Annotated in this window: 18 protein-coding genes and 1 pseudogene; 6 read left to right on the top strand and 13 right to left on the bottom strand. The window is 72.7% G+C overall.

Features of this window, described 5'->3' with window-relative positions:
* Window positions 1-132: 132 nt before the first annotated feature.
* The 7 genes and pseudogenes from mraY to mraZ all read right to left on the bottom strand — a co-directional run bounded on the left by mraY (window position 133) and on the right by mraZ (window position 8815).
* Entirely contained in the window at window positions 133-1257 is a 1125-nt protein-coding gene (gene mraY / locus ACIBF8_RS12025) for a phospho-N-acetylmuramoyl-pentapeptide-transferase (RefSeq protein ID WP_396782656.1), read from the bottom strand.
* A complete protein-coding gene (gene murF, locus ACIBF8_RS12030; RefSeq protein WP_396782657.1) occupies window positions 1254-2651 on the bottom strand; it encodes a UDP-N-acetylmuramoyl-tripeptide--D-alanyl-D-alanine ligase in 1398 nt (465 codons plus the stop codon). The genes mraY and murF overlap by 4 nt, the downstream gene beginning before the upstream one ends.
* Window positions 2648-4210 (bottom strand): UDP-N-acetylmuramoyl-L-alanyl-D-glutamate--2,6-diaminopimelate ligase, encoded by a 1563-nt coding sequence (locus ACIBF8_RS12035; RefSeq protein ID WP_396782658.1) that lies wholly within the window; start codon window positions 4208-4210, stop codon window positions 2648-2650. The genes murF and ACIBF8_RS12035 overlap by 4 nt, the downstream gene beginning before the upstream one ends.
* A 52-nt stretch (window positions 4211-4262) precedes the next feature.
* On the bottom strand, window positions 4263-6470 hold the full coding sequence (locus ACIBF8_RS12040; RefSeq protein ID WP_396782660.1) for a peptidoglycan D,D-transpeptidase FtsI family protein: 2208 nt from the start codon (window positions 6468-6470) through the stop codon (window positions 4263-4265).
* A gap of 3 nt (window positions 6471-6473) precedes the next feature.
* The gene (locus ACIBF8_RS12045; RefSeq protein WP_396782662.1) at window positions 6474-7079 is read right to left on the bottom strand and encodes a hypothetical protein; all 606 of its coding nucleotides are present in this window, start codon (window positions 7077-7079) and stop codon (window positions 6474-6476) included.
* Window positions 7069-8178 (bottom strand): annotated as a pseudogene (gene rsmH / locus ACIBF8_RS12050) (16S rRNA (cytosine(1402)-N(4))-methyltransferase RsmH). Before rsmH ends, ACIBF8_RS12045 begins: the two are co-directional and overlap by 11 nt.
* A gap of 205 nt (window positions 8179-8383) precedes the next feature.
* On the bottom strand, window positions 8384-8815 hold the full coding sequence (gene mraZ, locus ACIBF8_RS12055) for a division/cell wall cluster transcriptional repressor MraZ (protein WP_030488958.1): 432 nt from the start codon (window positions 8813-8815) through the stop codon (window positions 8384-8386).
* Window positions 8816-9170: 355 nt separating this feature from the next.
* On the opposite strand from mraZ, the gene ACIBF8_RS12060 reads away from it, so the two are divergent.
* The 3 genes from ACIBF8_RS12060 to ACIBF8_RS12070 are packed head-to-tail and all read left to right on the top strand — an operon-like array spanning window position 9171 to window position 11807.
* Entirely contained in the window at window positions 9171-10418 is a 1248-nt protein-coding gene (locus tag ACIBF8_RS12060; RefSeq protein ID WP_396783100.1) for a MurT ligase domain-containing protein, read from the top strand.
* The gene (locus tag ACIBF8_RS12065; protein ID WP_396782663.1) at window positions 10408-11127 is read left to right on the top strand and encodes a type 1 glutamine amidotransferase; all 720 of its coding nucleotides are present in this window, start codon (window positions 10408-10410) and stop codon (window positions 11125-11127) included. The genes ACIBF8_RS12060 and ACIBF8_RS12065 overlap by 11 nt, the downstream gene beginning before the upstream one ends.
* Window positions 11124-11807 (top strand): TVP38/TMEM64 family protein, encoded by a 684-nt coding sequence (locus ACIBF8_RS12070; protein ID WP_396782665.1) that lies wholly within the window; start codon window positions 11124-11126, stop codon window positions 11805-11807. Before ACIBF8_RS12065 ends, ACIBF8_RS12070 begins: the two co-directional genes overlap by 4 nt.
* A 107-nt stretch (window positions 11808-11914) precedes the next feature.
* Here ACIBF8_RS12070 and leuS read toward each other — a convergent pair whose 3' ends face one another.
* A complete protein-coding gene (gene leuS / locus ACIBF8_RS12075) occupies window positions 11915-14755 on the bottom strand; it encodes a leucine--tRNA ligase (RefSeq protein WP_396782666.1) in 2841 nt (946 codons plus the stop codon).
* Window positions 14756-15158: 403 nt separating this feature from the next.
* Between leuS and ACIBF8_RS12080 the strand changes: the two genes are divergently transcribed.
* From ACIBF8_RS12080 to ACIBF8_RS12090, 3 genes are read left to right on the top strand one after another with little or no spacing between them, the layout of a single operon-like run.
* Complete coding sequence (locus ACIBF8_RS12080) at window positions 15159-16211, top strand: MoxR family ATPase (RefSeq protein ID WP_030334536.1); 1053 nt, start codon at window positions 15159-15161, stop codon at window positions 16209-16211.
* Window position 16212: 1 nt separating this feature from the next.
* Window positions 16213-17511, top strand: coding sequence for a DUF58 domain-containing protein (locus ACIBF8_RS12085; RefSeq protein ID WP_396782668.1), 1299 nt, complete (start codon window positions 16213-16215; stop codon window positions 17509-17511).
* 16 nt (window positions 17512-17527) lie between these two features.
* Window positions 17528-20002 (top strand): DUF3488 and DUF4129 domain-containing transglutaminase family protein, encoded by a 2475-nt coding sequence (locus tag ACIBF8_RS12090; protein WP_396782669.1) that lies wholly within the window; start codon window positions 17528-17530, stop codon window positions 20000-20002.
* Window positions 20003-20299: 297 nt separating this feature from the next.
* On the opposite strand, the gene ACIBF8_RS12095 is transcribed toward ACIBF8_RS12090, so the two are convergent.
* The 5 genes from ACIBF8_RS12095 to ACIBF8_RS12115 all read right to left on the bottom strand — a co-directional run bounded on the left by ACIBF8_RS12095 (window position 20300) and on the right by ACIBF8_RS12115 (window position 24308).
* A complete protein-coding gene (locus tag ACIBF8_RS12095) occupies window positions 20300-20698 on the bottom strand; it encodes a DUF3040 domain-containing protein (protein WP_030334542.1) in 399 nt (132 codons plus the stop codon).
* 116 nt (window positions 20699-20814) lie between these two features.
* On the bottom strand, window positions 20815-22074 hold the full coding sequence (locus tag ACIBF8_RS12100) for a DNA polymerase IV (RefSeq protein ID WP_396782670.1): 1260 nt from the start codon (window positions 22072-22074) through the stop codon (window positions 20815-20817).
* Between the two features lie 45 nt (window positions 22075-22119).
* Complete coding sequence (locus tag ACIBF8_RS12105; protein WP_396782671.1) at window positions 22120-23292, bottom strand: alkaline phosphatase family protein; 1173 nt, start codon at window positions 23290-23292, stop codon at window positions 22120-22122.
* A complete protein-coding gene (locus ACIBF8_RS12110; protein WP_396782672.1) occupies window positions 23289-24056 on the bottom strand; it encodes a methyltransferase domain-containing protein in 768 nt (255 codons plus the stop codon). Before ACIBF8_RS12110 ends, ACIBF8_RS12105 begins: the two co-directional genes overlap by 4 nt.
* Window positions 24057-24131: 75 nt before the next feature.
* Complete coding sequence (locus tag ACIBF8_RS12115; RefSeq protein WP_167492956.1) at window positions 24132-24308, bottom strand: hypothetical protein; 177 nt, start codon at window positions 24306-24308, stop codon at window positions 24132-24134.
* Between the last annotated feature and the right edge of the window lie 41 nt (window positions 24309-24349).

Here is a 24349-nt window from a genome sequence, read left to right on the forward strand (position 1 = left end):
GCTGCCGGCGGCCGCCGCGCCCGGCCGCCCGCTCTGCCCTCAGTGCCGATGTCCTCCCCCACCCCGACATCATCACCGCTGAACACGCCCGGCACCCCCAGAACGCCCCCTCGGGCGTGTCGGCCCCGCGGATCAGGTCATGTTGGCGAGGAACTCGCTGTAGAACAGGCCCAGGGCGATGGCCACGCCGATGCCAGCGATGATCCAGAAGCGCACCACGATGTTGACCTCACTCCAGCCGGCCAACTCGAAGTGGTGCTGTAGTGGGGACATCCGGAACACCCGTTTGCCGGTGGTCTTGAAGGAGATGATCTGGATCACCACGGACATCGTGATGATCACGAAGAGCCCACCGATGATCGGCAGCAGCAGGATGGTGCGGGTGGACATCGCCATGCCGGCGATCAGACCGCCCAACCCCAGCGCACCGGTGTCACCCATGAAGATCCGCGCCGGGGACGTGTTCCACCACAGGAAGCCCACACAGGCCCCGGCCGCCGCTCCGGCGATCAGTGCGATCTCCAACGGGTCGCGCACCGAGTAGCAGTACGGCTGGGTGTAGCTCGGGTCCGCGCACCAGTGCCGGTACTGCCAGAACGCGATGAGCGCGTACGCGGCGAGCACCATCACCGACGCGCCGGTGGCCAGCCCGTCCAGGCCGTCGGTGAGGTTGACGCCGTTCGTCGCGGCCATCACCACGAAGATGAAGATGATCACCGCGCCGACCTTGCTGACCTCCAGGGCGTCGATGTCCCGGATGAAGCTCAGCGTGGTGCTGCCCACCGTCTCGGTGTTGGTCGCCCGGCCCGTACTGTCGGTCATCGTGCTCGGGAAGTACAGCGCGACCACGCCGAAGACCGCGCCGACCAGGATCTGGCCGAGCAGCTTGCCGCGCTTGTTCAGACCGGCGCTGTTGCGCTTGCGCACCTTGAGGAAGTCGTCGAGGAAACCCACCGCGCCGGAGAAGACCATCAGCCCCAGCAGCACCAACGCGGTGATGGTCGGCTCCACCTGCGCGATCTGCAGGTCCGGCAGGGTGGTCAGGGCCAGGTGTCCGGCCACGTACGCGATCACCGTGGCCAGGATGAAGACCACGCCGCCCATCGTGGGCGTGCCCTTCTTGCCCTGGTGCATGGCGGGGCCGTCGGACCGGATCGGCTGACCGGCCTTGAGTCGGGTGAAGACCTTGATGGCGATGGGGGTGCAGAACAGCGAGACGAGGAAGGCCACCCCGACGGCGACGATCACCGCCCTCATCGGGTCGACTCCTCGGCGGCGTCGGCGCGCAGGGCGTCGGCCACCTCCCAGGTCCGGTACCGGGAGCCCTTGACCAGGACGACGTCACCCGGTCGTAGTTCGCTCCGCAGCACCTCGATGGCCGCCGCCTGATCGGTGAGCAGCACCGACTCTCCTCCCCAGTTCGCTACCGCTGTCGCGCCTTCGTGGATCGGCGCGGCCGGCTCGCCCACCACGAGCAGCCGGTCGACACCCAGCTCGGCCGCGAGTTGGCCGACCTCGGCGTGGCCGTCGTACTCGAACGGGCCCAGCTCGGCCATGTAACCAAGCACCGCGACGGTACGCCGCCCCTGGCCCATGCTGGCCAGCGCCCGCACCGCTACCGCCATCGAGGCCGGGTTGGCGTTGTACGAGTCGTCGATCACGGTCACCCCGTCGGGACGGTCGAAGACGTCCATCCGGCGGGTCGAAACCAGCCCCAACTCGCCGAGGGCGGTGGCCAGCTCGGCCAGCGGCATGCCCAGCTCCCGGGCGACCGCCGCCGCGGCCAGCGTGTTCCAGACCTGGTGCCGGCCGGCCAGCCGGAGCCGCACCGGCGCGCGCCCCTCCGGGGTGACCAGGGTGTACGACGGATGGCCCCGCTCGTCGAGCGTGACGTCCTCGGCGCGTACGTCGGCGGCGGGCGCCTCGCCGTAGCGGACCACCCGGGCCTCGGTACGGCTCGCCATCGCGTCCACCCGTGGGTCGTCGGCGTTCAGTACGGCCAGCCCGTCCGGTGGCAGCGCCTCGACCAGCTCGCCCTTGGCCAGGGCGATGGTGTCCTGCGAACCGAACTCGCCGATGTGCGAGGTGCCGACGTTGAGCACCACGGAGATCCGGGGTGGCACCAGCTCGGTCAGGTACCGCACGTGACCGACCCCACGCGCGCCCTTCTCCATCACCAGGTACCGGGTGTCCGGACCGGCCTGCAGGGCGGTGTACGGGTGCCCCAGCTCGTTGTTGAACGAGCCCGGCGGCGCCACCGTGGCTCCGAGTCGGGCGGTGAGCTGACCGATCAGGTCCTTCGTGGTGGTCTTGCCGGACGAGCCGGTCACACCGATCACGGTCAGGTCGGGCAGCCGGTCCACCGCGGCGCGGGCCAGCCGGCCCATCGCGGTCAGGGCGTCGTCGACCAGCACCATCGGCACCCCGGGCACCTCACGGCTGCCCAGCACCGCCACCGCGCCGGACTCGATCGCCCGCACCGCGTAGTCGTGCCCGTCGACCTTCTCCCCCGGAAAGGCCACGAAGAGCGAACCGGGCCCCACCTTGCGCGAGTCGAACTCCACCGAACCGGTGACGGTGACGGCCGGGTCGGCGGCCACTAGCCGCCCGTCGACGGCCGCGGCCACCTCGGCCAGGCTCAGCGCGATCACCGCTGACCCGCCAGGTCCCCGAAACGGGCCCGCAGCGCGTCGGCCAACTCGATGCTGTCGTCGAACGGAAACACCTCGCCCGCCACCTCCTGGCCCCGCTCGTGCCCCTTGCCGAGCAGCGCGATCACGTCACCCGGCTCGGCCAGCCGAACCGCCTCGTCGATCGCCGCGCGGCGGCCCGCCACCTCGATGATCCGAGCGCCCGTGTCGGCCCGGTACGCCCCGGCGAGCACCTCGGCGCGAATCTCCCCCGGGTCCTCGGTACGCGGGTTGTCGTCGGTCACCAACACCACGTCGGCTCCCTGCGCCGCGGCGGCGCCCATCACCGGCCGCTTGCCCCGGTCCCGGTCGCCACCGGCCCCGATCACACAGATCAGCCGGCCGGCGCTCAGCTCGCGCAGTGCGGCCAGCGCGGCCACGATCGCGTCCGACTTGTGCGCGTAGTCGACCACCCCGCGCACCGGCGCGGCCACGTCGACCAGCTGCAGCCGGCCCGGCACACCACCGCAGGCGGCCACACCGGCCGCCGCGGTCGCCGGGTCCACCCCGGCGCCGACCAGTGCGGCGATGGCCAGCAGCGCGTTGGCCACGTTGTGCCGGCCGGGCAGCGCGACACCGGCGGGCAGGGCCACGCCGTTCGGGCCGTGCGCGGTGAACCGCTGGGCGTACCCCTCGCCACCCACCCCGTCGGCCCACCAGGTGGCGCCCTGGTCGCCGGCCGCCGAGTAGGTGACCGTGGTCGGCTTGAGCAGCGGCTTCAGCGCCGGGTCGTCGTGGTTGAGCACCTCGACCGCGCAGCGCCCGTCAAAGAGCTGGGCCTTCGCGGCGAAGTAGTCGTCGCTGTCGGCGTGGAAGTCCAGGTGGTCGGAGCCGAAGTTGGTGTACCCGCCGACGGCGAACCGCACCCCGCCCACCCGACCCATGGCCAGCGCGTGGCTGGAGACCTCCATGACCACGGCGGTGACCCCCCGCTCGCGGGCGGTGGCCAGCATGGCGTGCAGGTCGGTCGCCTCGGGGGTGGTGCGCACACTGTCGACCACCAGATCACCGAGCCGGGTCTCCACGGTGCCGATCAGCCCGGTGGTGTGCCCGGCGGCCCGCAGCCCCGACTCGACCAGGTAAGCGGTGGACGTCTTGCCGGCGGTGCCGGTCACCCCGATGACGGTGAGGTCGGCGGTCGGGTCGCCGTACACGGCCGAGGCCAGCTCGCCGAGCACCGCGCGCGGGTCGGGCACCACCAGGGCGGGCAGGCCGCTCGCCGCCGCCAGCTCCGCACCCGCCGGATCGGTCAGCAGGGCCACGGCACCCGCCTCGGCGGCGCCGACGGCGAACTCCGCGCCGTGCCGACGGGCGCCCGGCAGCGCCGCGTACAGGTCGCCGGGGCGAATCTCCTGGCTGGCGTGGGTGGCCCCGGAGACAACCACCGCGGCGGCGTCCGCCGGAAGATCGACGGCGAGCCGGACGGCGAGATCACCGAGCCGGACTCCGGTCACGGTACGTGGACGTGGATTGCCGGGCACGGCGTCAGACCCTACCCGGTCGTCCGGTTCCGGCCGCACAGCCGCCCCGGTGGTTCGTCGGCACTCACCGATGATGTCCCGCCATCGCTGCTCAGCGCGGATAGACCACGAACTTGGGCGCGGAACCACCGGCGGACGGCGGCACCCGGTAGTGACGCAGAGTGAACTGCATCATGTCCCGGAACGCCGGCCCGGCGATCGTCGCGCCCCGGTCGTTGGGGTCGTACACGAAGACGGCGATCACGAACCGGGGGTTCTCGGCGGGGGCCATGCCGATGAAGGAGGACACCTCGCCGGGCTGCTTCTTGCCATTCACCAACCGCCACCCGGTGCCGGTCTTGCCGGCGACCCGGTAGTTGGGGACCGCGGCGGTCAGGCCGGTGGCGTGGTCGACCGTGGTGACCGCCTCCAGCATGGTGCGCAGGGCCGCCGCGTTCTGCGGACTGAGCACCGACCGGGTCACCGGGGCCGGCGCCGGGGTGCGCTTGCCGTCCGGGCCGATCACCTCCTTGACCAGGTGTGGCTGCACGTAGGTGCCGTTGTTGGCGATGGCGGCGAACGCGGCGGTCATCTGCAGCGGTGTGGCGTCGACGCTGTGCCCGATCGGCACCGACCCCTCCGACGACTCGCTCCACTCCTCGGCCGGCAGCAGTCGTCCGCTGGCCTCCCCGGGCATCCCCTCGCCGGTGGGCTTGCCCAGCCCGAACCGCTTCTGGTAGTCGATCAACCGGTCCCGGCCGAGCCGGTCGGCGACGGTGATGGCACCGACGTTCGACGAGTAGGCGAGCATGCCCGGGATACTCATCCGCTTGCCGTCCGCCGGGTGCGTGTCGGGAAACCAGGTGTCGCCCTTCTTGATGGCGTTGGCGACGGGGAACGTGGTGTCCGGGGTGATCACCCCCTCCTGTAGCGCGGCGCCGTAGGTGATCGCCTTGTGCACCGAGCCGGGGTCGACCACGAAGCTGGTCGCCGCGTCCTCCCGGGCGACCGGGTCGCTGGGAAACGGCTTCGCCGCGTCGTACGTGGGGTTGCTGGCCTGGGCCAGCACCGCGCCGGAGGGAATCTCCATGATCACGGCCGCACCGGTGCCGCCCCGCACCTGGGCCATCCCCGCGCTGAGGATCTGCTGCGTCCGGAACTGCAGGTCGGAGTTGACGGTGAGGCCGAGCGAGCTGCCCGGCTTCGCGGGAGTGGTCCGGCTGTAGCCACCCGGGATCGGTGCCGCGAGGTCGCCGAGGCCAGCCTCGTACACCCGCTTGCCGTCCTGACCGGCAAGCAGGTCGTCGTAGCGGGCCTCCAACCCTTCCAAACCGTCCATGTCCTGGCTGGTGAAGCCGATCAGGTTGGCGGCCAGGTCACCGCCGGGCACCTCGCGGCGCTCGTCGCGGTGCACCCCGATGCCCGGCAGCTCCAGCGCCTGCACCCGCTTGGCGGTCGGGATCTCCACGCCCCGGGCCAGGTAGGCGAACGTGGACTCGTTGCCGCCCTCCAGCTTGCGCGGCTTCATCAACTCCATCAACTTCGACACCGGGATGCCGAGCAGCGGGGAGAGGGCCTTCGCGGTGCCCGCCGGGTCCTTCACCTCGGTCGGGTCGGCGTACACGTAGCGCGCCTCGACGCTGCGGGCCAGCGGCGCGCCGGTGCTGTCGTAGATCGCGCCACGCGGTGCCGGCAGCTCGACCGTGCGGAGCCGGTCGGTGACGCCGCCCCCGGCGTACGCTGGCACGTCGACCGCCTGGAGGAAGATCAGTCGAATCCCGATGACGGCGAACAGCGCCAGGGCGAGCACCGTGCCCAGCCGCAAGCGCAGGCGCGAGTCGGCCAGCTTCGGCGGGCGTCGGGGCTTGCGGGACGGCCGCCGGGCCGCCGGGCGGTCGCCGCGACGCGGTGCGCGCGGCGTGGTCCGGCGACGCGGCGGCGGCTCGTCCCCGACCGGTCCACGGGGGGTACGCGGCGCGACGGTGCGCACCACCTGACCGCGGCCGGCGGCCGGCGCGTCGCGCCGGCCGGCCCGGGCGGCGGCCCGGCCGCCGTCGAGCACCTGCAACGCCGGCCGGAACGGGTCACCGGAGCGGGTGCTGCGCGGGGTACGCCGCTGCTCGGCCCCCCCGCTGCGCGCCGGCGTGCCGCGCTCCTCGCGGACGGTCCGACCCCTCGGGGTGTACGCCCGCGCGCCGGAGATGCCCCCGATACCCGGCTCGCCGGTGCGCGGCTCGCCATCGGCGGGGCCGGCATCACGCGAAGAACCGCGCCGGGACCCCGTGGGGTCCCGGCGCGGCTCGTCCGACCTTGGTGGCACCGGTCAGCCTCCCGCACCCTGGCTGGTCACCGACGGCTGGCCGGTCGCCGGCTGCGGCACCTCGAGGGTCTTGCCGTCCGGCAGCCGGATGTAGCCCGGCTCACCCGCGTCGACCAGGCCCAGCCGCCGCGCCGCGGCGGTCAGGTTGCCCGGCGCCTTGGCCTCGGCGATCTGCTTGTCCAGCTGCTGCTTCTCCAGGTCCAGTCGAGCCTGCTGCTGCTGCAACCGCTGCAGCCGGAACGCATTCTCATTGATCTTGGTGTTGACCGCCAGGATGCCCAGCACCCCGCCGACCACCAGCACCACGATCAGCGCCGCGAACGGCGCACGCGGCACCGACACCGGCGGCGGCGGTGCCACCCGCAGCCGGGGCGGACGGGCGCTGGCCGCGCTGGTGGCCTTCTCGACCGGGCGCAGCGCAGCGGTGCCCTGCGTGGGGAACTCGCGCGCCCCCCGGGCGCGAGCCTCCCCCTGCCGGTTCACTCGATCGATGCGTGGCGTACCGTTTCCCTGGCGCGGAGCCCGCTCCGCCGCGATCCGGCCCCCCGACCGCGGTGCGCGCTGCCCGCCGCCGGTGACGTCCCGGCGGTCGCGCTTGTCAATGCTCATGTCCCTCCCCCTCAACGTCCGTCCCTCTGCCGTCCCGGTGCCCCTGATCCCCCACGGATCAGGCGGACCCCGTGCCCGGTTGGTGCATTCCCTTCACCCGTCGGCGAGACCGTTCGCGGTCGGTCCGCCCCTGCTCTGTCGCGTATGGATCGAGTCGCTCCGCGGCCCGCAGCCGCACCGAGGCGGCCCGCGGGTTCGCGGCGACCTCCGCCTCCCCGGGCAGTTCGGCGCCCCGGCTGAGCAGCCGGAACGTCGGACCGGACCCGGGAAGCTCGACCGGGAGGTCGATCGGGCCCTTACTGCGGACCCGGTCCGCGAGGGCCGCCTTGGTGAGCCTGTCCTCCAGCGAGTGGTAGGACAGGACCACCATGCGACCGCCCACGGTCAGTGCGTCGAGTGCGGATGGCAACGCTGTCTCCAGCGCTGCCAGCTCTCTGTTTACCTCGATCCGTAAAGCCTGAAACGTTCTCTTTGCCGGGTGCCCACCCGTTCGTCGGGCTGGTGCCGGAATGGAGTCCCGGACCAGCTCCGCCAAGAGCGCGGACGAGGTGATTCGGGCCCGTTCCCGCTGCCGGATGATCGCCGAGGCGATCCGGCCGGCGAACTTCTCCTCGCCGTAGACCCGCAGCACCCGGGCCAGGTCCGGATGCGCGTAGGTGTTGACCACCTCTTCGGCGGTCACCCCCCGGGTCTGGTCCATCCGCATGTCCAGCGGCGCGTCCTGGGCGTACGCGAACCCGCGGTCGGGCGCGTCCAACTGCAACGACGAGACACCCAGGTCGAACAGGATGCCGTCGATGCCCGGATAGCCCAGCCGGTCCAGTACGTCCGGCAGCTCGTCGTAGACGGCGTGCTCCAGATGCACCCGATCGGCGAACCGGGCCAGTCGGACCCGCGCGTGGGCGAGCGCCTCGGTGTCCCGGTCGAGCCCGATCAGGACCGTCTCCGGATGCGCCTCGAGCACCGCCTCCGCGTGCCCGGCCAGGCCGAGCGTCGCGTCGACGTAGACCGTCCGGCCGCCTCGACCCAGCGCGGGGGCCAGCAGCTCGAGACACCGCTCGAGCAGCACCGGCACGTGCGTGCCGCGCAACTCCCCCATGTCGACCCCCACTGGTTGAAACGTCCGTTCTTCTCGTGCGCCTGTCGTCGGACGGCGCTGCCGTCGTACCGCCAGATCCCCATCCGCTCCCGCCTGACACCGGACCGTCGCCCGATGAATGGATCGTGCGCCTGGCACCGGGGAAGTGATGCCAGGAACTCGAAAGCGGCTGGAGATCTCGCAGTACGTCGGGCGCCGTCCCGCCCTACAGACCGCCGGGCAGCACCCCCTCCTCGATGTCGGCGAAGTCGTCTTCGCTCTCGGCGAGGTAGGTCTCCCAGGCGACCTTGTCCCAGATCTCCACCCGCGTGCTCGCGCCGATCACCACCAACTCGCGATCCAGTGCGGCGTACGCCCGCAGGTGGGCAGGAATGGTCACCCGACCCTGCTTGTCCGGAACCTCGTCGTGCGCGCTGGCGAAGAAGACCCGGCTGTAGGCCCGGGCCGCCTTGTGCGTCATCGGCTGCGCGCGCAACTGCTCCGCGATCCGCTGGAACTCAGGGGTCGGGAAGACGTAGAGGCAGCGCTCCTGCCCTTTGGTGACCACGACACCCCCCGCCAGCTCATCCCGAAACTTGGCCGGAAGGATCAACCGGCCCTTTTCGTCCAGGCGCGGAGTGTGGGTGCCGAGAAACATCGGCCCAACCCCCTCGCCCTTGAGCGGCGTTCGCGGCGCCGCTGACCCCCCGGGCCGGTGAGCCCTCCCGGCCTCACCATTGGTCCCCACTCTACTCCACTTCCCTCCACCCGCAACCAGATTCGCCCGCGTGGCGCGCCTGATCCGGGGGCAAAACCGCACGTCACAGGGGGTGGAGCGGAGTGGAGGGCGGTGGCCGCCCCTCGGCGTGGTCCGCTTTCCGACATAGATCGACTCCGTCCGGGGGAGGCCGACCCGGCCGCCCGCGCCGCCACCACGGCCGAACGGTTCACCGTCGGCGGCGATCTGGTGGGGCGGGCGGTCCGGTAACCTCGCTCGCGTGACGGACGCGAAAATGCCCCTACGGGCCAAGGTGGCCAGCTCCGTGTCACGGACCGCCGCGGCGCTCTCCCGGGCGGCCGGCCGTGGCGACGGTTCGGTGATCGGCGGGTGGATCGGCCTGAAGATCGACCCGGACCTGCTGGCCCACCTGTCGGCCGGGCGTGCGATCGCGCTCGTCTCCGGCACCAACGGCAAGACGACCACCACCCGGTTGACCTCCGCCGCGGTCGGCGTGCTCGGCCGGGTCGCCACCAACTCGTTCGGCGCCAACATGCCCAGCGGGCACACCTCGGCGCTGGCCAAGGCCGGCAGCACCCCGTACGCGGTGCTGGAGGTCGACGAGCACTATCTCGCCCAGGTGCTGGAGGCGACCGAGCCGCACGTGGTCGCGCTGCTGAACCTCTCCCGCGATCAGCTCGACCGGGCCAAGGAGGTCGCCATGATGGCGCAGCTCTGGCGCGCGGCGCTGGTCCGGCACACCGACGTCCGCGTGGTGGCCAACGCCGACGACCCGATGGTGGTGTGGGCCGCCACCCCGCCGGGCGACCCCGCCCGGGGCATCAGACCGCCGCACGTGACGTGGTTCAGCGCCGGCCAGCGCTGGCACGACGACTCCTGGGTCTGCCCGGAGTGCGGCTCCACCATCCAGCGCTCCGGCGAGCAGTGGTGGTGCACCGGCTGCCCGCTGCGCCGACCGGAGCCGCAGTGGGTCGTCGAGGACGAGGGCGTACTCGACCCGACCGGCGCCTGGCACAAGGTCTCCCTCCAGTTGCCCGGCAAGGTCAATCTCGGCAACGCGGCGACCGCGCTGGCGGTGGCCGCCGAGTTCGGCGTCCGCCCGGTCGACGCGGTGTCCCGCCTCGGCATCGTCACCTCGGTGGCCGGCCGTTACGCGCAGGTCGACAAGGAGGGGCGCAACATCCGGCTGCTGCTGGCCAAGAACCCGGCCAGTTGGCTGGAGGCGTTCGACATGGCCGACGACGCGCCGACCCTGCTCTCCATCAACGCGCGCGACCCCGATGGTCTGGACACCTCCTGGCTCTTCGACGTCGACTTCTCCCCGCTCCGCGGCCGGCAGGTGTTGATCACCGGCGACCGGGCATACGACCTGGCGGTTCGGCTGGACGTCAACGACGTGCCGTTCCAGCACGTCCGCACGTTCGACGACGCCATCCGGTCGGTCCCGCCCGGGCGGCTGGAGGTCATCGCGAACTACACCGCGTTCCAGGACATCCGAGCGGAGTTGGACCGTGTCATCTGAGAGCCTGCGCATCGTCTGGATCTACCCCGACCTGCTCTCCACCTACGGAGACCGGGGCAACGCCCTGATCCTCGCCCGCCGGGCCCGCCAACGCGGGATGCCGGTCGAGGTGCTGGAGGTCCGCTCGGACGAGCGGCTGCCCGCGACCGCCGACATCTACCTGGTCGGTGGCGGCGAGGACGGCCCGCAGGCGCTGGGCGCGCAGCGGCTGATCGCGGACGGCGGCCTGCACCGGGCGGTCGCCCAGGGCTCGGTGGTGTTCGGCGTCTGCGCCGGCTACCAACTACTCGGCACCTCGTTCTTCGCCAAGGGTGTGCAGTGCCGGGGGCTGGAGCTGCTCGACCTCCAGTCCGACCGGGGCCCGAGCCGGGCCGTGGGCGAGCTGGCCGGTGAGATCGACCCCCGGCTGGGCCTGCCCCCGCTGACCGGCTTCGAGAACCACGGCGGCCGCACCCACCTCGGCCCGGAAGTCTCCCCGCTGGCCCGGGTCACCGCCGGGGTGGGCAACGACGGCGCCACCGAGGGCGCCTGGCGCGGCAAGCTGCTGGGCACCTACTCGCACGGTCCGGCACTGGCCCGCAACCCGGCCCTGGCCGACCTGCTGCTGCGCTGGGCCACCGGAGCACACCAGCTCCCGCCACTGGACGACACCTGGTCGGACCGGCTCCGCAACGAGCGCCGCTCCGCAGTGGCCGCCGCCCGGGCATGATCCGCGCCGTCCGGCGGCTGCTCCGGCAGCCGTCGGCCGTCCGGTTCACCCTGCTCGTGCTGCTGATCGGCGGTTGCGGGTTACTGCTGCTCCTGGTGCCCCGGCCGGATCCGGGCCAGCTGCCACTGCTGGCCGACCGGCTGGGCGACCTCGCCCCGGTGGCGGCGATCCTCGGCGGCGCCCTGCTGCTGGTCGCGCTGGTGCCCCGGACGTTCATCACGCTCGCCGCGGGCGCGATCTTCGGCCCGCTGGAGGGTGCCGGGTACGCCCTGGGCGCCGCACTGGTGGCCGCGGCGATCGGGTTCACGGTCGGCCGGCTGCTCGGTCGGGAGTTCGTGGCCGAACGGGTCCGTGGTCGTCTGGCCCGCCTCGACGGCTGGTTCGCCCGGCAGAGCGTACTCGGTGTGGTCACCGTCCGACTGTTGCCGATCGCCGGCTTCGGGCTGGTCAGCTACGGCTACGGCACGACCGGCGCACGAGTGTTGCCGTTCCTGGCCGGCAGCGTGATCGCGTCCGCGCCGACCGCCTTCGGCTACGCGGCGATTGGCGCGGCGGCCAGCTCCCCCGGCCACGTCAACTGGTACGCCGCCGCCCCGGCCAGCCTCGGCCTGATCGCCAGCGTCGTCCTGGTCTACCGCTGGTGGCGCGCCGAACGCCGCCGCACCACGATGCCGGTCTAATCCCGCCCCGCCGCGTCGATCATGGAGAAGTGCTGGGGGACGAATCTCCCGAACCCGGTTGACCCGGGCACCACAACTCCATGATCGACGGGGCAGCGGCGGGCGCGTCAGGCGACGACCGAGACCATTCGTCCTGCGACCACGATGACCTTGCGGGGTTCCTTGCCGGCCAGGGTCGCGGACACCGCGTCCAGGGCCGCCGCGCGGACGGTCTCCTCGGAGGCGTCGGCGGCGACCTCGATGCGGCCACGGACCTTCCCGTTGACCTGCACCGGGTAGGTCACCGTGTCGGCCACCAGCAGCGCCGGGTCGGCGGTCGGGAAGTCCGCGTACGTCAGCGAGGTGTCGTGGCCCAGCTTGCGCCACAGCTCCTCGGCCAGGTGCGGGGCGAACGGCGCCACCATCAGCACCAGCGGCTCGGCCACCTCCCGGGGCGTGGCCGACAGCCCGGTCAGCCCGTTGGTCAGCTGGATCAGCTTGGCGATCGCGGTGTTGAAGCGGATGGCGTCCATGTCGGCACGAACCCCGTCGATCACCTTGTGCAGCAGCCGGCGGGTCACCTCGTCGGCCGGGTCCTCGGTGACGCGCAGCGCGCCGGTCTGCTCGTCGACGACGGCCCGCCAGACCCGCTGCAGGAACCGGTACGAGCCGACCACGGCCCGGGTCTCCCAGGGGCGGGACACCTCCAGCGGGCCCATCGACATCTCGTACACCCGGAAGGTGTCCGCGCCGTAGGCGGCACACATGTCGTCGGGGGTCACCACGTTCTTCAGCGACTTGCCCATCTTGCCGTACTCGCGGTTGACCGCCAGATCGCCCAGGTAGTAGGCGCCGTCGCGCTCGATGACCTCCTCGGCCTGCACGTAGCTGCCGCGCGAGTCGGTGTACGCGTACGCCTGGATCATGCCCTGGTTGAACAGCTTGCGGAACGGCTCGAACGACGACACGTGCCCCAGGTCGAACAGCACCTTGTGCCAGAACCGCGCGTACAGCAGGTGCAGCACGGCGTGCTCGGCGCCACCGACGTACAGGTCGGTGCCCCCGCAGTCACCCTCGCCGCGCGGGCCCATCCAGTACCGCTCGTTCTCCGCGTCGACGAACCGCTCGCTGTTGGCCGGGTCCAGGTACCGCAGCTCGTACCAGCAGGAGCCGGCCCACTGCGGCATCACGTTGGTCTCCCGGGTGTAGCGCTTCGGCCCGTCACCCAGGTCCAGCTCGACCTCGACCCAGTCGCGCCGCCGCGACAGCGGGGTCTCCGGGTTGCTGTTCGCGTCGTCGGCGTCGAACGTCTTCGGGGAGAAGTCGTCCACCTCCGGCAGCTCGACCGGCAGCATCTCCTCGGGCAGCGCGATGGCCGCACCGGTCTCGTCGTAGACGATCGGGAACGGCTCGCCCCAGTACCGCTGCCGGGAGAACAGCCAGTCGCGCAGCCGGTAGGTCACCGCGCCGGTCCCGTGCCCGTTCGCCTCCAGCCAGGCGATGATCGCCGCCTTGGCGTCGGCCACCCCCAGGCCGTTCAGGTCCAGGCCGCGCTCGGGCGCGGCGCTGTTGATGGCCGGGCCGTCCCCGGTGTACGCCTTGCCGTCGAAGCCCTCCGCCGGCTGCACGGTACGCACGATGGGCAGCTCGAAGACCTCGGCGAACGCCCAGTCCCGCTCGTCCTGCGCCGGCACCGCCATGATCGCGCCGGTGCCGTAGCCGGCCAGCACGTAGTCGGCGATGAAGATCGGGATCTGGCCACCGGTGACCGGGTTGGTGGCGTACGCGCCGATGAAGACGCCGGTCTTCTCCTTGGTGTCGGCCTGCCGCTCGACGTCGGTCTTGGCGGCCGCGGCCTTGCGGTACGCCTCGACGGCCTCCCGGGGGCTGGCGTGCCCGCCGGTCCAGGCGTCCCGCGTCCCGTCCGGCCAGGCGGCCGGCGCCAGCGTGTCGACCAACTCGTGCTCGGGCGCCAGCACCATGTAGGTGGCCCCGAAGACGGTGTCCGGTCGGGTCGTGAACACCCGCACCGGCGCCGCGGACGTCGGGAAGTCGATGTGCGCGCCGGTGGAGCGACCGATCCAGTTGCGCTGCTGCAGCTTGATCGGCTCGGGCCAGTCCAGGCTGTCCAGGTCGTCCAGCAGCCGGTCACCGTACGCGGTGATCCGCATCATCCACTGCTTCAGGTTGCGCTTGAAGACCGGGAAGTTGCCCCGCTCGGAACGGCCGTCGGCGGTGACCTCCTCGTTGGCCAGCACGGTGCCCAGCCCCGGGCACCAGTTCACCGGCGCCTGTGAGACGTACGCCAGTCGGTGGTCGTCGACGACCTGACGGCGCTCGGCGACGCTCAGCTCCGCCCAGGCGCGGCCGTCCGGGGTCGGCCGGTTACCGCCCTCGAACTCGGCGATCAGCTCGGCGACCGGACGGGCCCGGCCGGCATCGCGGTCGTACCAGGAGTTGAAGATCTGCAGGAAGATCCACTGGGTCCAGCGGTAGAAGTCGGTGTCGATGGTGGCCACCGAACGACGCTCGTCGTGCGCCAACCCCAGCCGGCGCAGCTGCGCCTTGTACCGCTCGATGTTCTGCTCGGTCGTCGTCCGGGGGTGCGTCCCGGTCTGCACCGCGTACTGCTCGGCGGGCAGGCCGAACGCGTCGAAGCCCATCGCGTGCAGCACGTTGCGACCGGCCATCCGCTGGTAGCGGGCGTAGCAGTCGGTGCCGATGTAGCCCAGCGGGTGGCCGACGTGCAGGCCGGCGCCGGAGGGGTACGGGAACATGTCCAGCACGTACAGCTTCTCCGCGCCGGCGCGCGGGTGGGTCGGGTCGGCCAACGGGCCGGTCGGGTTCGGTGCGTGGAAGGTGCCCTCGCGCGCCCAGATGTCCTGCCAACGAATCTCGATCTCGTCGGCCAGGGCTGCGGTGTACCGGAACGGGGGGATGTCGCCCGCCGGTGCGGCTGCCTCACTCATCGTCTCTCCTCGCTTCGCTTCGCTTCGTCTCGGCGCCGCCGGGCCGGGCCGGCGGCGGGCACAAAAAAGCCCCTCGCGCAGGAGGGGCCGCCGTGCTGTCGCTGCGTTCAGCGCATCAGCACGGCCCGGTAAGAAGCAGGAAGACTCCGGCCATGCCCGCAGTGTACCTCGCCCACGATTTGGCGTGCCGGCCGCCGGGGGCGGGTCGTACCCGTTCCCCCGAGATGGCGAATATCGGTGCGTAACCGACGGACTACCTGCGGGGGTCGGCGATAACGACAAACATGGTTAGCCTGAGAGACCAGTGAGATTCCTGCGGCAAACGAGGCTCGACGTCGCGAACCCAACGGCGGGTCCAGGTGCTCTTTACAGAGCTGCCGTGACGGCGACGAGGAGGAGGCCCGTGACACAACAGACCTGGGACGAGGTGGGCGGCCTGTTGCCGCACGACGAGTTCCGCGCCGCCAGCGAGGCCATCGTGGCCAACATCGAGCAGGTCATCGAGGGTAAGACCGCCACCGTGCGGCTCGCCCTGGCCGTCCTGCTCGCCGAGGGCCACCTCCTGATCGAAGACGTCCCAGGTGTCGGCAAGACCAAGCTTGCCAAGGCCCTGGCGCGGTCGATCGACTGCACCGTACGACGGATCCAGTTCACCCCCGACCTGCTGCCCAGCGACGTCACCGGGGTCAGCGTCTACAACCAGGAGACGCACGACTTCGAGTTCCGCCCCGGTGCCGTGTTCGCCAACCTGGTGGTCGGCGACGAGATCAACCGGGCCTCGCCGAAGACCCAGTCGGCGTTGCTGGAGTGCATGGAGGAACGACAGGTCACCGTCGACGGGGTGACCTACCAGCTCCAGACCCCCTTCATGGTGATCGCCACGCAGAACCCGATCGAGATGGAGGGGACCTATCCGCTGCCGGAGGCGCAGCGCGACCGGTTCACCGCCCGCATCGCGATGGGCTACCCGGACTCCAACGCCGAGCTGGCCATGCTCGACGGACACGGCGCCACCGACCCGCTGCACGAGCTGCGCGCGGTCTCCGACGCGGCCATCGTCCGGCAGCTGATCGCCACCGTCCGGCAGGTGCACGTCGCGGACGCGGTCAAGCAGTACGCAATCGACCTGGTCACCGCCACCCGCGAGGCCCCCGACCTGCGGCTCGGCGCGTCCCCCCGGGCGACCCTGCAGTTGCTGCGCACCGCCCGCGCGGTCGCCGCGCTGGAGGGCCGCGACTACGTCCTCCCCGACGACCTGCAGGCCCTGGCGGTGCCGGTGCTCGCACACCGGATCATCCCGACCGCCGACGCGCAGCTCGCCCGACGCACCACCGACGCGATCGTCTCCGAGTTGGTGCACCGCCTGCCGCTGCCACACGACCGGCAGCGCAACCCGTACGACACCCGGCCCGCCACCGGCAACGGTCGCGCCCCCTACGAGCCGCGGAGGCCATGACGTGCGTGCCGGGCTACGCGGGCTGACCACCCGCGGGCGCTCCTTCCTCGCCGCTGCGGTCGCGGCGGCGATCTCGGCCGGCATCCTCGGCGAGAAGGACCTGCTCCGGGTGGCTGTGCTGTTGGCCATCCTGCCGTTGCTGGCCGCCGCCTACGTGGGGCGGAGCCGCTACAAGCTGGCCTGCAACCGTTCCCTGGACCCGCACCGGGTTCCGGTCGGCGCGAACTCCCGCGTGGTGCTGCGCCTACAGAACCTCTCCCGGCTGCCGACCGGCACCCTGCTCCTGGAGGACCGGCTGCCCTACGCGCTGGGCAGCCGACCCCGAGTGGTGTTGGAGCGGCTCGGCGCACACCAGGCCAGTTCCGTGGCGTACACCGTGCGGGCCGACGTGCGGGGCCGCTACGACGTGGGCCCGCTGGTCGTCCGGATGACCGATCCGTTCGGCCTCTGCGAGCTCACCCGGTCCTTCCCCAGCACCGACCACCTGACGGTCATCCCGCAGGTCAACCCGCTGCCGTCGGTCCGGCTCCCCGGGGAGTACGCGGGCAGCGGCGACAGCCGGGCCCGCTCGGTGGCGGTGCACGGCGAGGACGACGCGGCGACCCGGGAGTACCGGCGCGGCGACGACCTGCGCCGGGTGCACTGGAAGTCCACCGCGCGCACCGGCGAGCTGATGGTGCGCCGCGAGGAGCAGCCGTGGGAGAGCCGGGCCACCGTCGTCCTGGACACCCGGGCGTACGGCCACCGCGGCGAGGGGCCAACGGCCAGTTTCGAGTGGTCCGTCTCGGCCGCCGCGAGCATCGCCGTGCACCTGCGGCAGGCCGGCTACAAGTTGCGCCTGGTCACCGGCTCGGGGGCAGACGTGGACGCCTCCGAGGCCGGCGGTGACGGGGCGCTGCTCGACCACCTCGCGGAGGTCCGGCTGGATCAGCGCGCCGAGGTCACCGGTCTCGTGCAGCGGGTCCGCCAGCGCGCCGACGGCGGTTTGATCATCGGCCTGTTCGGCACCGTGAGCGTGGCCGAGGCGGAGCTGCTGGCCGGGCTGCGGGGCAACGGCGCCACCTGCGTCGGCTTCCTGCTGAACAGCTCCACCTGGCTCAGCCTGCCGGAGAAGGCCCGGGCCGAGGCCGAGCACGCACACGCCGCCGCCGTCCTCGCCATGCTGCAGAGCGGCTGGCGGGTGGTCGGCGTCGACCACGGCGCCCGACTCCCGGCGCTGTGGCCGCAGGCCGGCCGGGGCTCCCAGGGTTTCGCCCTGCGTGCCGCGCTGGCCGAGACCGTCGCCGGCGGTGTGCGATGAACGGAAGGCTCCCCTCATGATCAGCAGTCGGAACATCGGCGTGGTGGCGGCCGCCGCCACGCTGCTGGCCGCCGCGCCACTGTCGGCCATCTTCCAGAGCTGGACGTGGTTGATCGAGTCCATCATCGCGGTCGCCGTGGTGGCCGGGGTGGCCGCGTTGACCCGACTCGCCCGGGCGCCACTGTGGGGTCAGGTGCTGGGCATGCTGGCCGGCCTGATGTTCGCTCTGACCTGGTTGTTCCCCAGCGGCAGGGAGCTGCTCGCGATCGTGCCCACGCCGGGCACGTTCGCGTACTTCGGTGATCTGCTCGCCGGCTCCATGCAGGACATGCGCTCGTACGGGGTGGAGGTCCCGGACACCGACCCGCTGCTGTTCATCGCCGTGCTCGGCGTCGGTGGGGTCGCCGTGCTGGTGGACGTCCTGGCCGTCGGGCTGCGCCGGCCGGCGCTGGCGGGGCTGCCGATGCTCGCCATCTACTCGGTGCCGGTCGCCGTCTACGTGGACAGCGTCCCCGCGGTCCCGTTCGTGGTGGGCGCCGCCGGTTACCTCTGGCTGCTGGTCACCGACAACGTCGACCGGGTACGCCGCTTCGGGCGCCGGTTCACCGGGGACGGCCGCGACGTCGACGTGTGGGAGGCCTCCCCGCTGGCGTCCGCCGGCCGGCGGCTCGCGGCGGTCGGGGTGGCGTTGGCGGTCGTGCTGCCGCTGGCGGTGCCCGGCATGACCGGCGGGCTGCTCGACTCCCTCAGCCGCGGGCCGGGCAACGGCACCGGCAACGGGGCCGGATCGGGCGGCACGTCGGGTCGGATCGACCTGTTCGCCTCGCTCGCCGGCCAACTCAATCAGTCCCAGGTGGCCGACCTGGTCAAGGTGACCACATCCGAGCCGGACCCGTTCTACCTGCGCTATGCCGTCGCCGACGAGCTGCGCCCCAGTGGCTTCCAGGCGCGCAGCCCCAGCGGCCGGCCGGTCAACCGGGATCTGCCGAACCCCGCCGACCGTGCCGGCCGCGGCGTGCAGCAGACCTCCTACCGGGCGACCGTCGAGGTCACCAAGAGCCTGAGCATGTCGCTGATGCCGGTCTACGCCGAGCCGACCCGCACCGAGGACCTCAGCGGCAACTGGCTCTACGACAGCAACCAGCAGGTCGTCTTCTCCAACCGGGAAAACTCCCGGGGCCGGAAGTACTCCTTCGACTACGTCCGCTCGACCTTCACGCCCGCCGCGTTGCGGGCCGCCCCGTCACTGCCGACCGACCACCCGGTACGCCGACAGATGACCGCCACCCCGGGTGCGGTGCCCGAGGTGGAGGAGCTGGTCAAGGCGCTCGTCCAGGGCAAGCGCACGGACTATGACCGGGTGCTGGCCATCTACCAGCACTTCTCGGCGGACAACGGGTTCAAGTACCGGTTGAGCACCGAGAGCGGCAGCAGCGGTCAGGACATCGTCAACTTCCTGACCAACAAGGTCGGCTACTGCCAGCAGTACGCCGCCGCGATGGCCTGGCTGGTCCGCTCGGCCGGCATCCCGGCCCGGGTGGCGTTCGGGTTCACCAACGGCAGCAATCGCGACGGCGACACGTTCACGCTGACCAACCTCAACCTGCACGCCTGGACCGAGGTCTACTTCGACGGGGCCGGTTGGGTGCCGTTCGACGCCACCCCGGCGTACGGGGTGCCCGGCTCCACCAGGTCGGCCTGGGCACCGGACACGGACGCGCCGGAGCCGACCACCCCGGGCAGCGGCGTCACGGACACCCCGACGGGCCCGGAGGCGTCGACCGGGCCGGCCGGGCCGGACAACGCCGACCGGGACACCGACGAGGGGCTGGCCCTCGGCGGGACGACGCCGAACGAGCAGCCCCCGGTCTGGCCCTGGTGGGCGGCGGGTCTGTTCGCCCTGCTGGCACTCCTCGCGGTGCCCGCTCTGCGCCGGATGGCGCTGCGCCGCCGTCGGGGTGGCCGAGCGGCGACCGCGGCGACGGTTCCCGCCAGCGTCGACGACAGCGGCGAGCCGGGGACGCGACCGGTGGTGGTCGGTGCGGACGCCAACCGGGCCCGCGCGGACGCGCATGCCGCCTGGGCGGAGCTGCTCGACACGCTTGTCGACTTCCGGGTCCGGGTCGATCCGACCGAGACGCCCAGGGCGACCGCGGATCGGCTGGTCCGGGACGCCCTCGACGACGACTCGGCGGCGATCGGAGCGGCGCGGCTGCTCGGGCGGGCGGAGGAGCGGGCCCGCTACGCGCGGGATCCGTTGACCGGTGAGCAGTTGCTGCCGGCGCTGCGCGCGATCCGTGGCGCCCTCACCGCGCGGGCGGACCGACGGACCCGCCTGCTCGCCGCCGTGCTGCCGCCGTCGGTGCTGCTGCGCTGGCGTACCGCCGTGGCGGACCGGTCCGGGCGCATGGTGGCGCTCAGCGGGCGGACCCGGTATCGCCTGCTGCGCTGGAACCCACGGCGGCTGCTGGCCGACCGAGCGGCCCGCTGACCAACTAGTTCCAGGCCCGGGGCGGCGGCCCACCACCGCCGCCCCACCCTGTACCTGGCTTACCGTTCCCATGATCAGGTGATGAGAAATAGGTCTGCGGGACGTCCCGTGCCTACTTCTCATCACCTGATCATGCGTCGGACACCGGGGACCGCCGCATCCGCTGCGGCGCGAACGGGCCGGGGAGCGGCGGGGCGGACAGTGGGAAAAGGACGTGCGGATACGACGGAGGTCGCCGACGCTGTGCCCGGCGACCGCTCGTCGCGGTGTACGGCCCGCCTCAGTGGCGGGACCGGCTCAGCGGTGCCCCTCCGGGCGCTGCCGCCACCTGTCCTCCATGCGGTCCAGGATTGACGACCGGCGACCGGATCGGCCACCGCGGGGACGACGACGACTCGTCGTGCCGCCCACCACGTGCAGGTCGGGTGACTGCGCCCGCCGATGCGACTGCACCGCGAACGCGGCCGACGCCAGCATGACGACGAAGCCCGCCACCGCCAGTGGTGGAGTCTTGATCACCGCGCCATAGACCAGTAGAGCCAAGCCAGCGATGATGACGCCGGCGGCGACGAGCAGGCGACGCCGCGCGTGGAAGCGCGGATCGCTGGCGCGCACGGCCGAGGCGAATTTGGGGTCCTCGGCAAGCGACCGCTCGATCTGCTCGAACAGCCGCTGCTCGTGCTCCGAGAGCGGCACGGCACTCCTCCCCGGTCACGTTGGTCGGGCCCGGTCGGGCCGACAGACCGTGGCAGCCAACCGGCTGCTTACCCGCAAGTCTACGAGGGGGGTCGCGCGTCGGAAAGCGGGACGACCTACGGGCGGGGTGGATTTTCGTTTCGACGGGGATCACGGTCGCCCATCAGACTGGCCGGACCTATGACGGACCGCCCGAAACGGGCAGCGGCGGCGTCCGCGGCAGCTTCCGCCTCGCGCCAACCCCGCTCGGGCGCGCCGAGGGTGAGTTGCCGGGGGGCGGCCTGCGCCGGGGCGAGCCCCTCCACCCGGACACCGACGAGTCGGATCCGCTCGCCCGGGTCCAACGCGGTGTAGAGCGCCCAGACCGTGTCGAACATCTCCCGGGCGGTGTCGGTGGGAACGTCGAGAGTGCGCGACCGGCTGACGGTGCGGAAGTCGGCCAGCCGGACCTTGAGGGCGATGGTGCGCCCGACCTGCCCGGAGCCGCGCAACCGGACGCCGACCTTCGCGCTGAGCGCGAGCAACGCCCGGCGGATCTCGAGTGGGTCGGCCACGTCGACGTCGAAGGTCACCTCGGCGCCGATCGACTTGTCGACGTGCTCGGGGCTGACCCGACGCGGGTCGCGTCCCCAGGCCAGCTCGTGCAGGTGCGCCGCCGAGGCGGCTCCGACCGCTCGGCGGAGCATGCCCACCGGCGCCTCGGCGAGGTCGCCGACGGTGGCCAGGCCGAGCCGGCGCAGCGCCTCGGCGGCGCGCTCCCCCACCCCCCACAGCGCATCCACCGGCAGCGGGTGCAGAAAGTCGAGCACCTGCCCGGCGGGCACGACCAACAGGCCGTCCGGCTTGGCCCGGGTGGAACCCAGCTTGGCCACGAACTTGCTCGGCGCCACCCCGACCGAGCAGGTCAGCGCCTGCTCGTCGGCGACTCGTCGACGGATCAGCCGGGCGATGCCGGCCGGGGAGCCGAACAGCCGGCGGGCGCCGGTCACGTCGAGGAACGCCTCGTCGAGCGAGAGCGGCTCGACCAGCGGCGTGACGTCCCGGAAGATCTGCATGACGGCCCGGGAGGCGGCCGTGTAGGCGGTGAAGTCCGGTGGCAGGTAGACCGCCTGGGGGCAGCGGGCCCGGGCCTGACTGGTCGGCATCGCGCTGCGTACGCCGTACCGGCGGGCCTCGTAGCTGGCCGAGCTGACCACCCCACGCGGCCCGACGCCGCCGACGACCACCGGGCGGCCACGCAGCTCGGGTCGGCGGCGCACCTCGACGGCGGCGAAGAAGGCGTCCATGTCGACGTGCAGGATCGGGCTGCCGGAGTCGTCGGCATCCGGCCCGAAGCGCGGATCGTCGCCCCGGGGCAACGACTGACTGCGGCCCATCCCGGCAGGTTAACCCGGGGGTACGACACCACCACCGGCCAGCGGTCAGCCCCGGACGACCAGCAGCGGCACGGTCAGCTCGGCGGCGGTGTCCGACCCGTGGTACGCCACCAGCTTCGACGCCATCGGCCGCTCGGTACGGCTGGCCATGACCGCGTACGTGTCGTTGCAGGTCACCACGACGTCGCCGATCCGCCCCAGGTGCTCCTCGGACACCGGCCCGAACCAGCCGGTGGCCACCACCTCGTCGCGGGTGCGTACCCGCGCGGTGACGCCCAGCACCGCCGACCAGGCGGCCAGTACGTCGTCGACCGCGCCCGGCTCGACGTGCAGGTAGCGCACCCGGGCCTCGCCGGCGACCAGCCGCACCCCGGCCCGCAGTCGCGGATCGGTGTCCAGGTCGAAGCGATGCGCGGCGGGAATGTCGAGCTGCCCGTGGTCGGCGGTCACCAGCAGCGCCGCGTCCGGCGGCAGCCCGTCGACCAGCCGGGCGACCAGCGCGTCCACCTCCGTGGCGGCGCTACGCCAGGGTGCTGAGTCGACGCCGCTGACGTGGCCGTACCGGTCCAGGTCGGCGTGGTAGCCGGAGACCAGGGTGGGCCCGCCGCCGGCCGCCAGCGCGGCCAGCATGGCGGCGGCCACCGCGTCCCCGCCGGCGGCGCCCCGGAAGTCGCCACCCCGGTTGGCGGCCAGGGTCAACCCGCTGCCGCCGAACTCCGGCCGACTCACCACGGTGGTCGTCACGCCGGCGGCACGGGCCCGCTCCAGCTGGGTGGGCACCGGCTGCCAGGCCAGCGGCGACGGGTCGGCGGCCCAGTCGGTGTGGGTGAGCACCCGATCGGTGCCGGGCACCCGGACGGTGAAGCCGAGCACCCCGTGCGCGCCCGGCGCGACTCCGGTGCCCAGCGACACCAGACTGGTCGGGGTGGTGGACGGGAAACCCGCGATGAGCGGCCGGGCCACCGTGGCGGCGAGCCCGGCGAGGGTCGGCGCGTACGGCGCCGCGGTCGGCAGCTGGTACCAGCCGAGCCCGTCGACCAGCAGCACGGCGATCCGGCGTACCCCGGCCAGCGCGGGCACCAGCCCGAGCGGGTCGGTCGAGCCGGGCACGCCCAGCACGGCCAGCGCGCTGGGCAGCACGTCGGCGAGACGGCCGCCGCCGTGGTCCGGCCCGAGGACCTCCAGCGGTGCCGGCATGCTCCCCGACCCGCCGATCATGCCGGCCGGCGGGCGAACAGGTGCAGTTGGGCGGCCAGGTCCCGGTACGGCGGCTGGGCGGCCAGCGCGCGTTCCAACTCGACCAGGGCCGCGGACTGCCCGTCGGCGACCGCAGCCGGCAGCAGGTCGGCCAACACGCGTACCCCGTGGATCTCCTCGACCACCAGCCCGGCGGCGCCGAGCAGCGCGGCGGCGCCGGCCGCGTCGTAGCGACGGCGCAGCGTGTCGCGCGGCCCCGCGGTGCCGGCCGGATCGGCGGCCAGGGCGGTCGCGACGTCCAGGTGCCCGTTCATGGCGCGGCCCAGCACGGCGGCTGCCCGGCCGGCCACCAGCACGCTGGCCGCACCGCCCGGACGCAGCGCGGTGGCCAGCGCGGCCACCACCGGTGTGGGATCGTCGACCACCTCCAGGACGGCGTGGCAGAGCACCAGGTCGACGCCGGCCGGCTCGACCAGCCCGGCCAATGCGTCACCGTCGCCCTGCACGGCGGCGATCCGGTCGGCCACCCCGGCCTCGGCGGCGCGGCGGGTGAGCGCGGCGAGCGCGTCGGGGCTGGCGTCGACCACGGTGACCCGATGCCCGGCGCGGGCCAGCGGAACGGCGAAACCGCCGGTGCCGCCACCCACGTCCAACACGGTGAGCTCGGCGTCGCCGCGCCGGTCCAGTTCGGCGCGCAGCACCGACCAGATCACGGCGGTGCGGGGTGTCAGCGGCGGCCCGGCGAACCGGCCTCGGGTCTGCTCCACCCGGTCGAGCCTAGTCACCCGGCCCAGCCGTGGTGCGGGCGTGTGGTGGGCGCTCCCGCCACACGCCCGATCGGTGCGTGGTGCGGCGGTTGGTCAGGCCTCGGTGCCCTCGGCCTCGTCCTCCGCCCGGGACCGACGCTCGTTGGCCACCGGACCGTTGGTCACTTCGTATTCGCGGGGGTCGGCGAGGTGCGACGGCACCCAGCCGGTGCCCAGTCGGGTCCGCCGGGCGTTGGCGATTCCACCGGTGTACGCGTGATTTCCCGTCACTGTCGTTCCCCCTTACGGATCACGGGCCGCTCTGCCCGCTC

Origin of the sequence: Micromonospora sp. NPDC050276, from assembly GCF_044459545.1 — a bacterium.
Taxonomy (GTDB): Bacteria; Actinomycetota; Actinomycetes; order Mycobacteriales; family Micromonosporaceae; genus Micromonospora.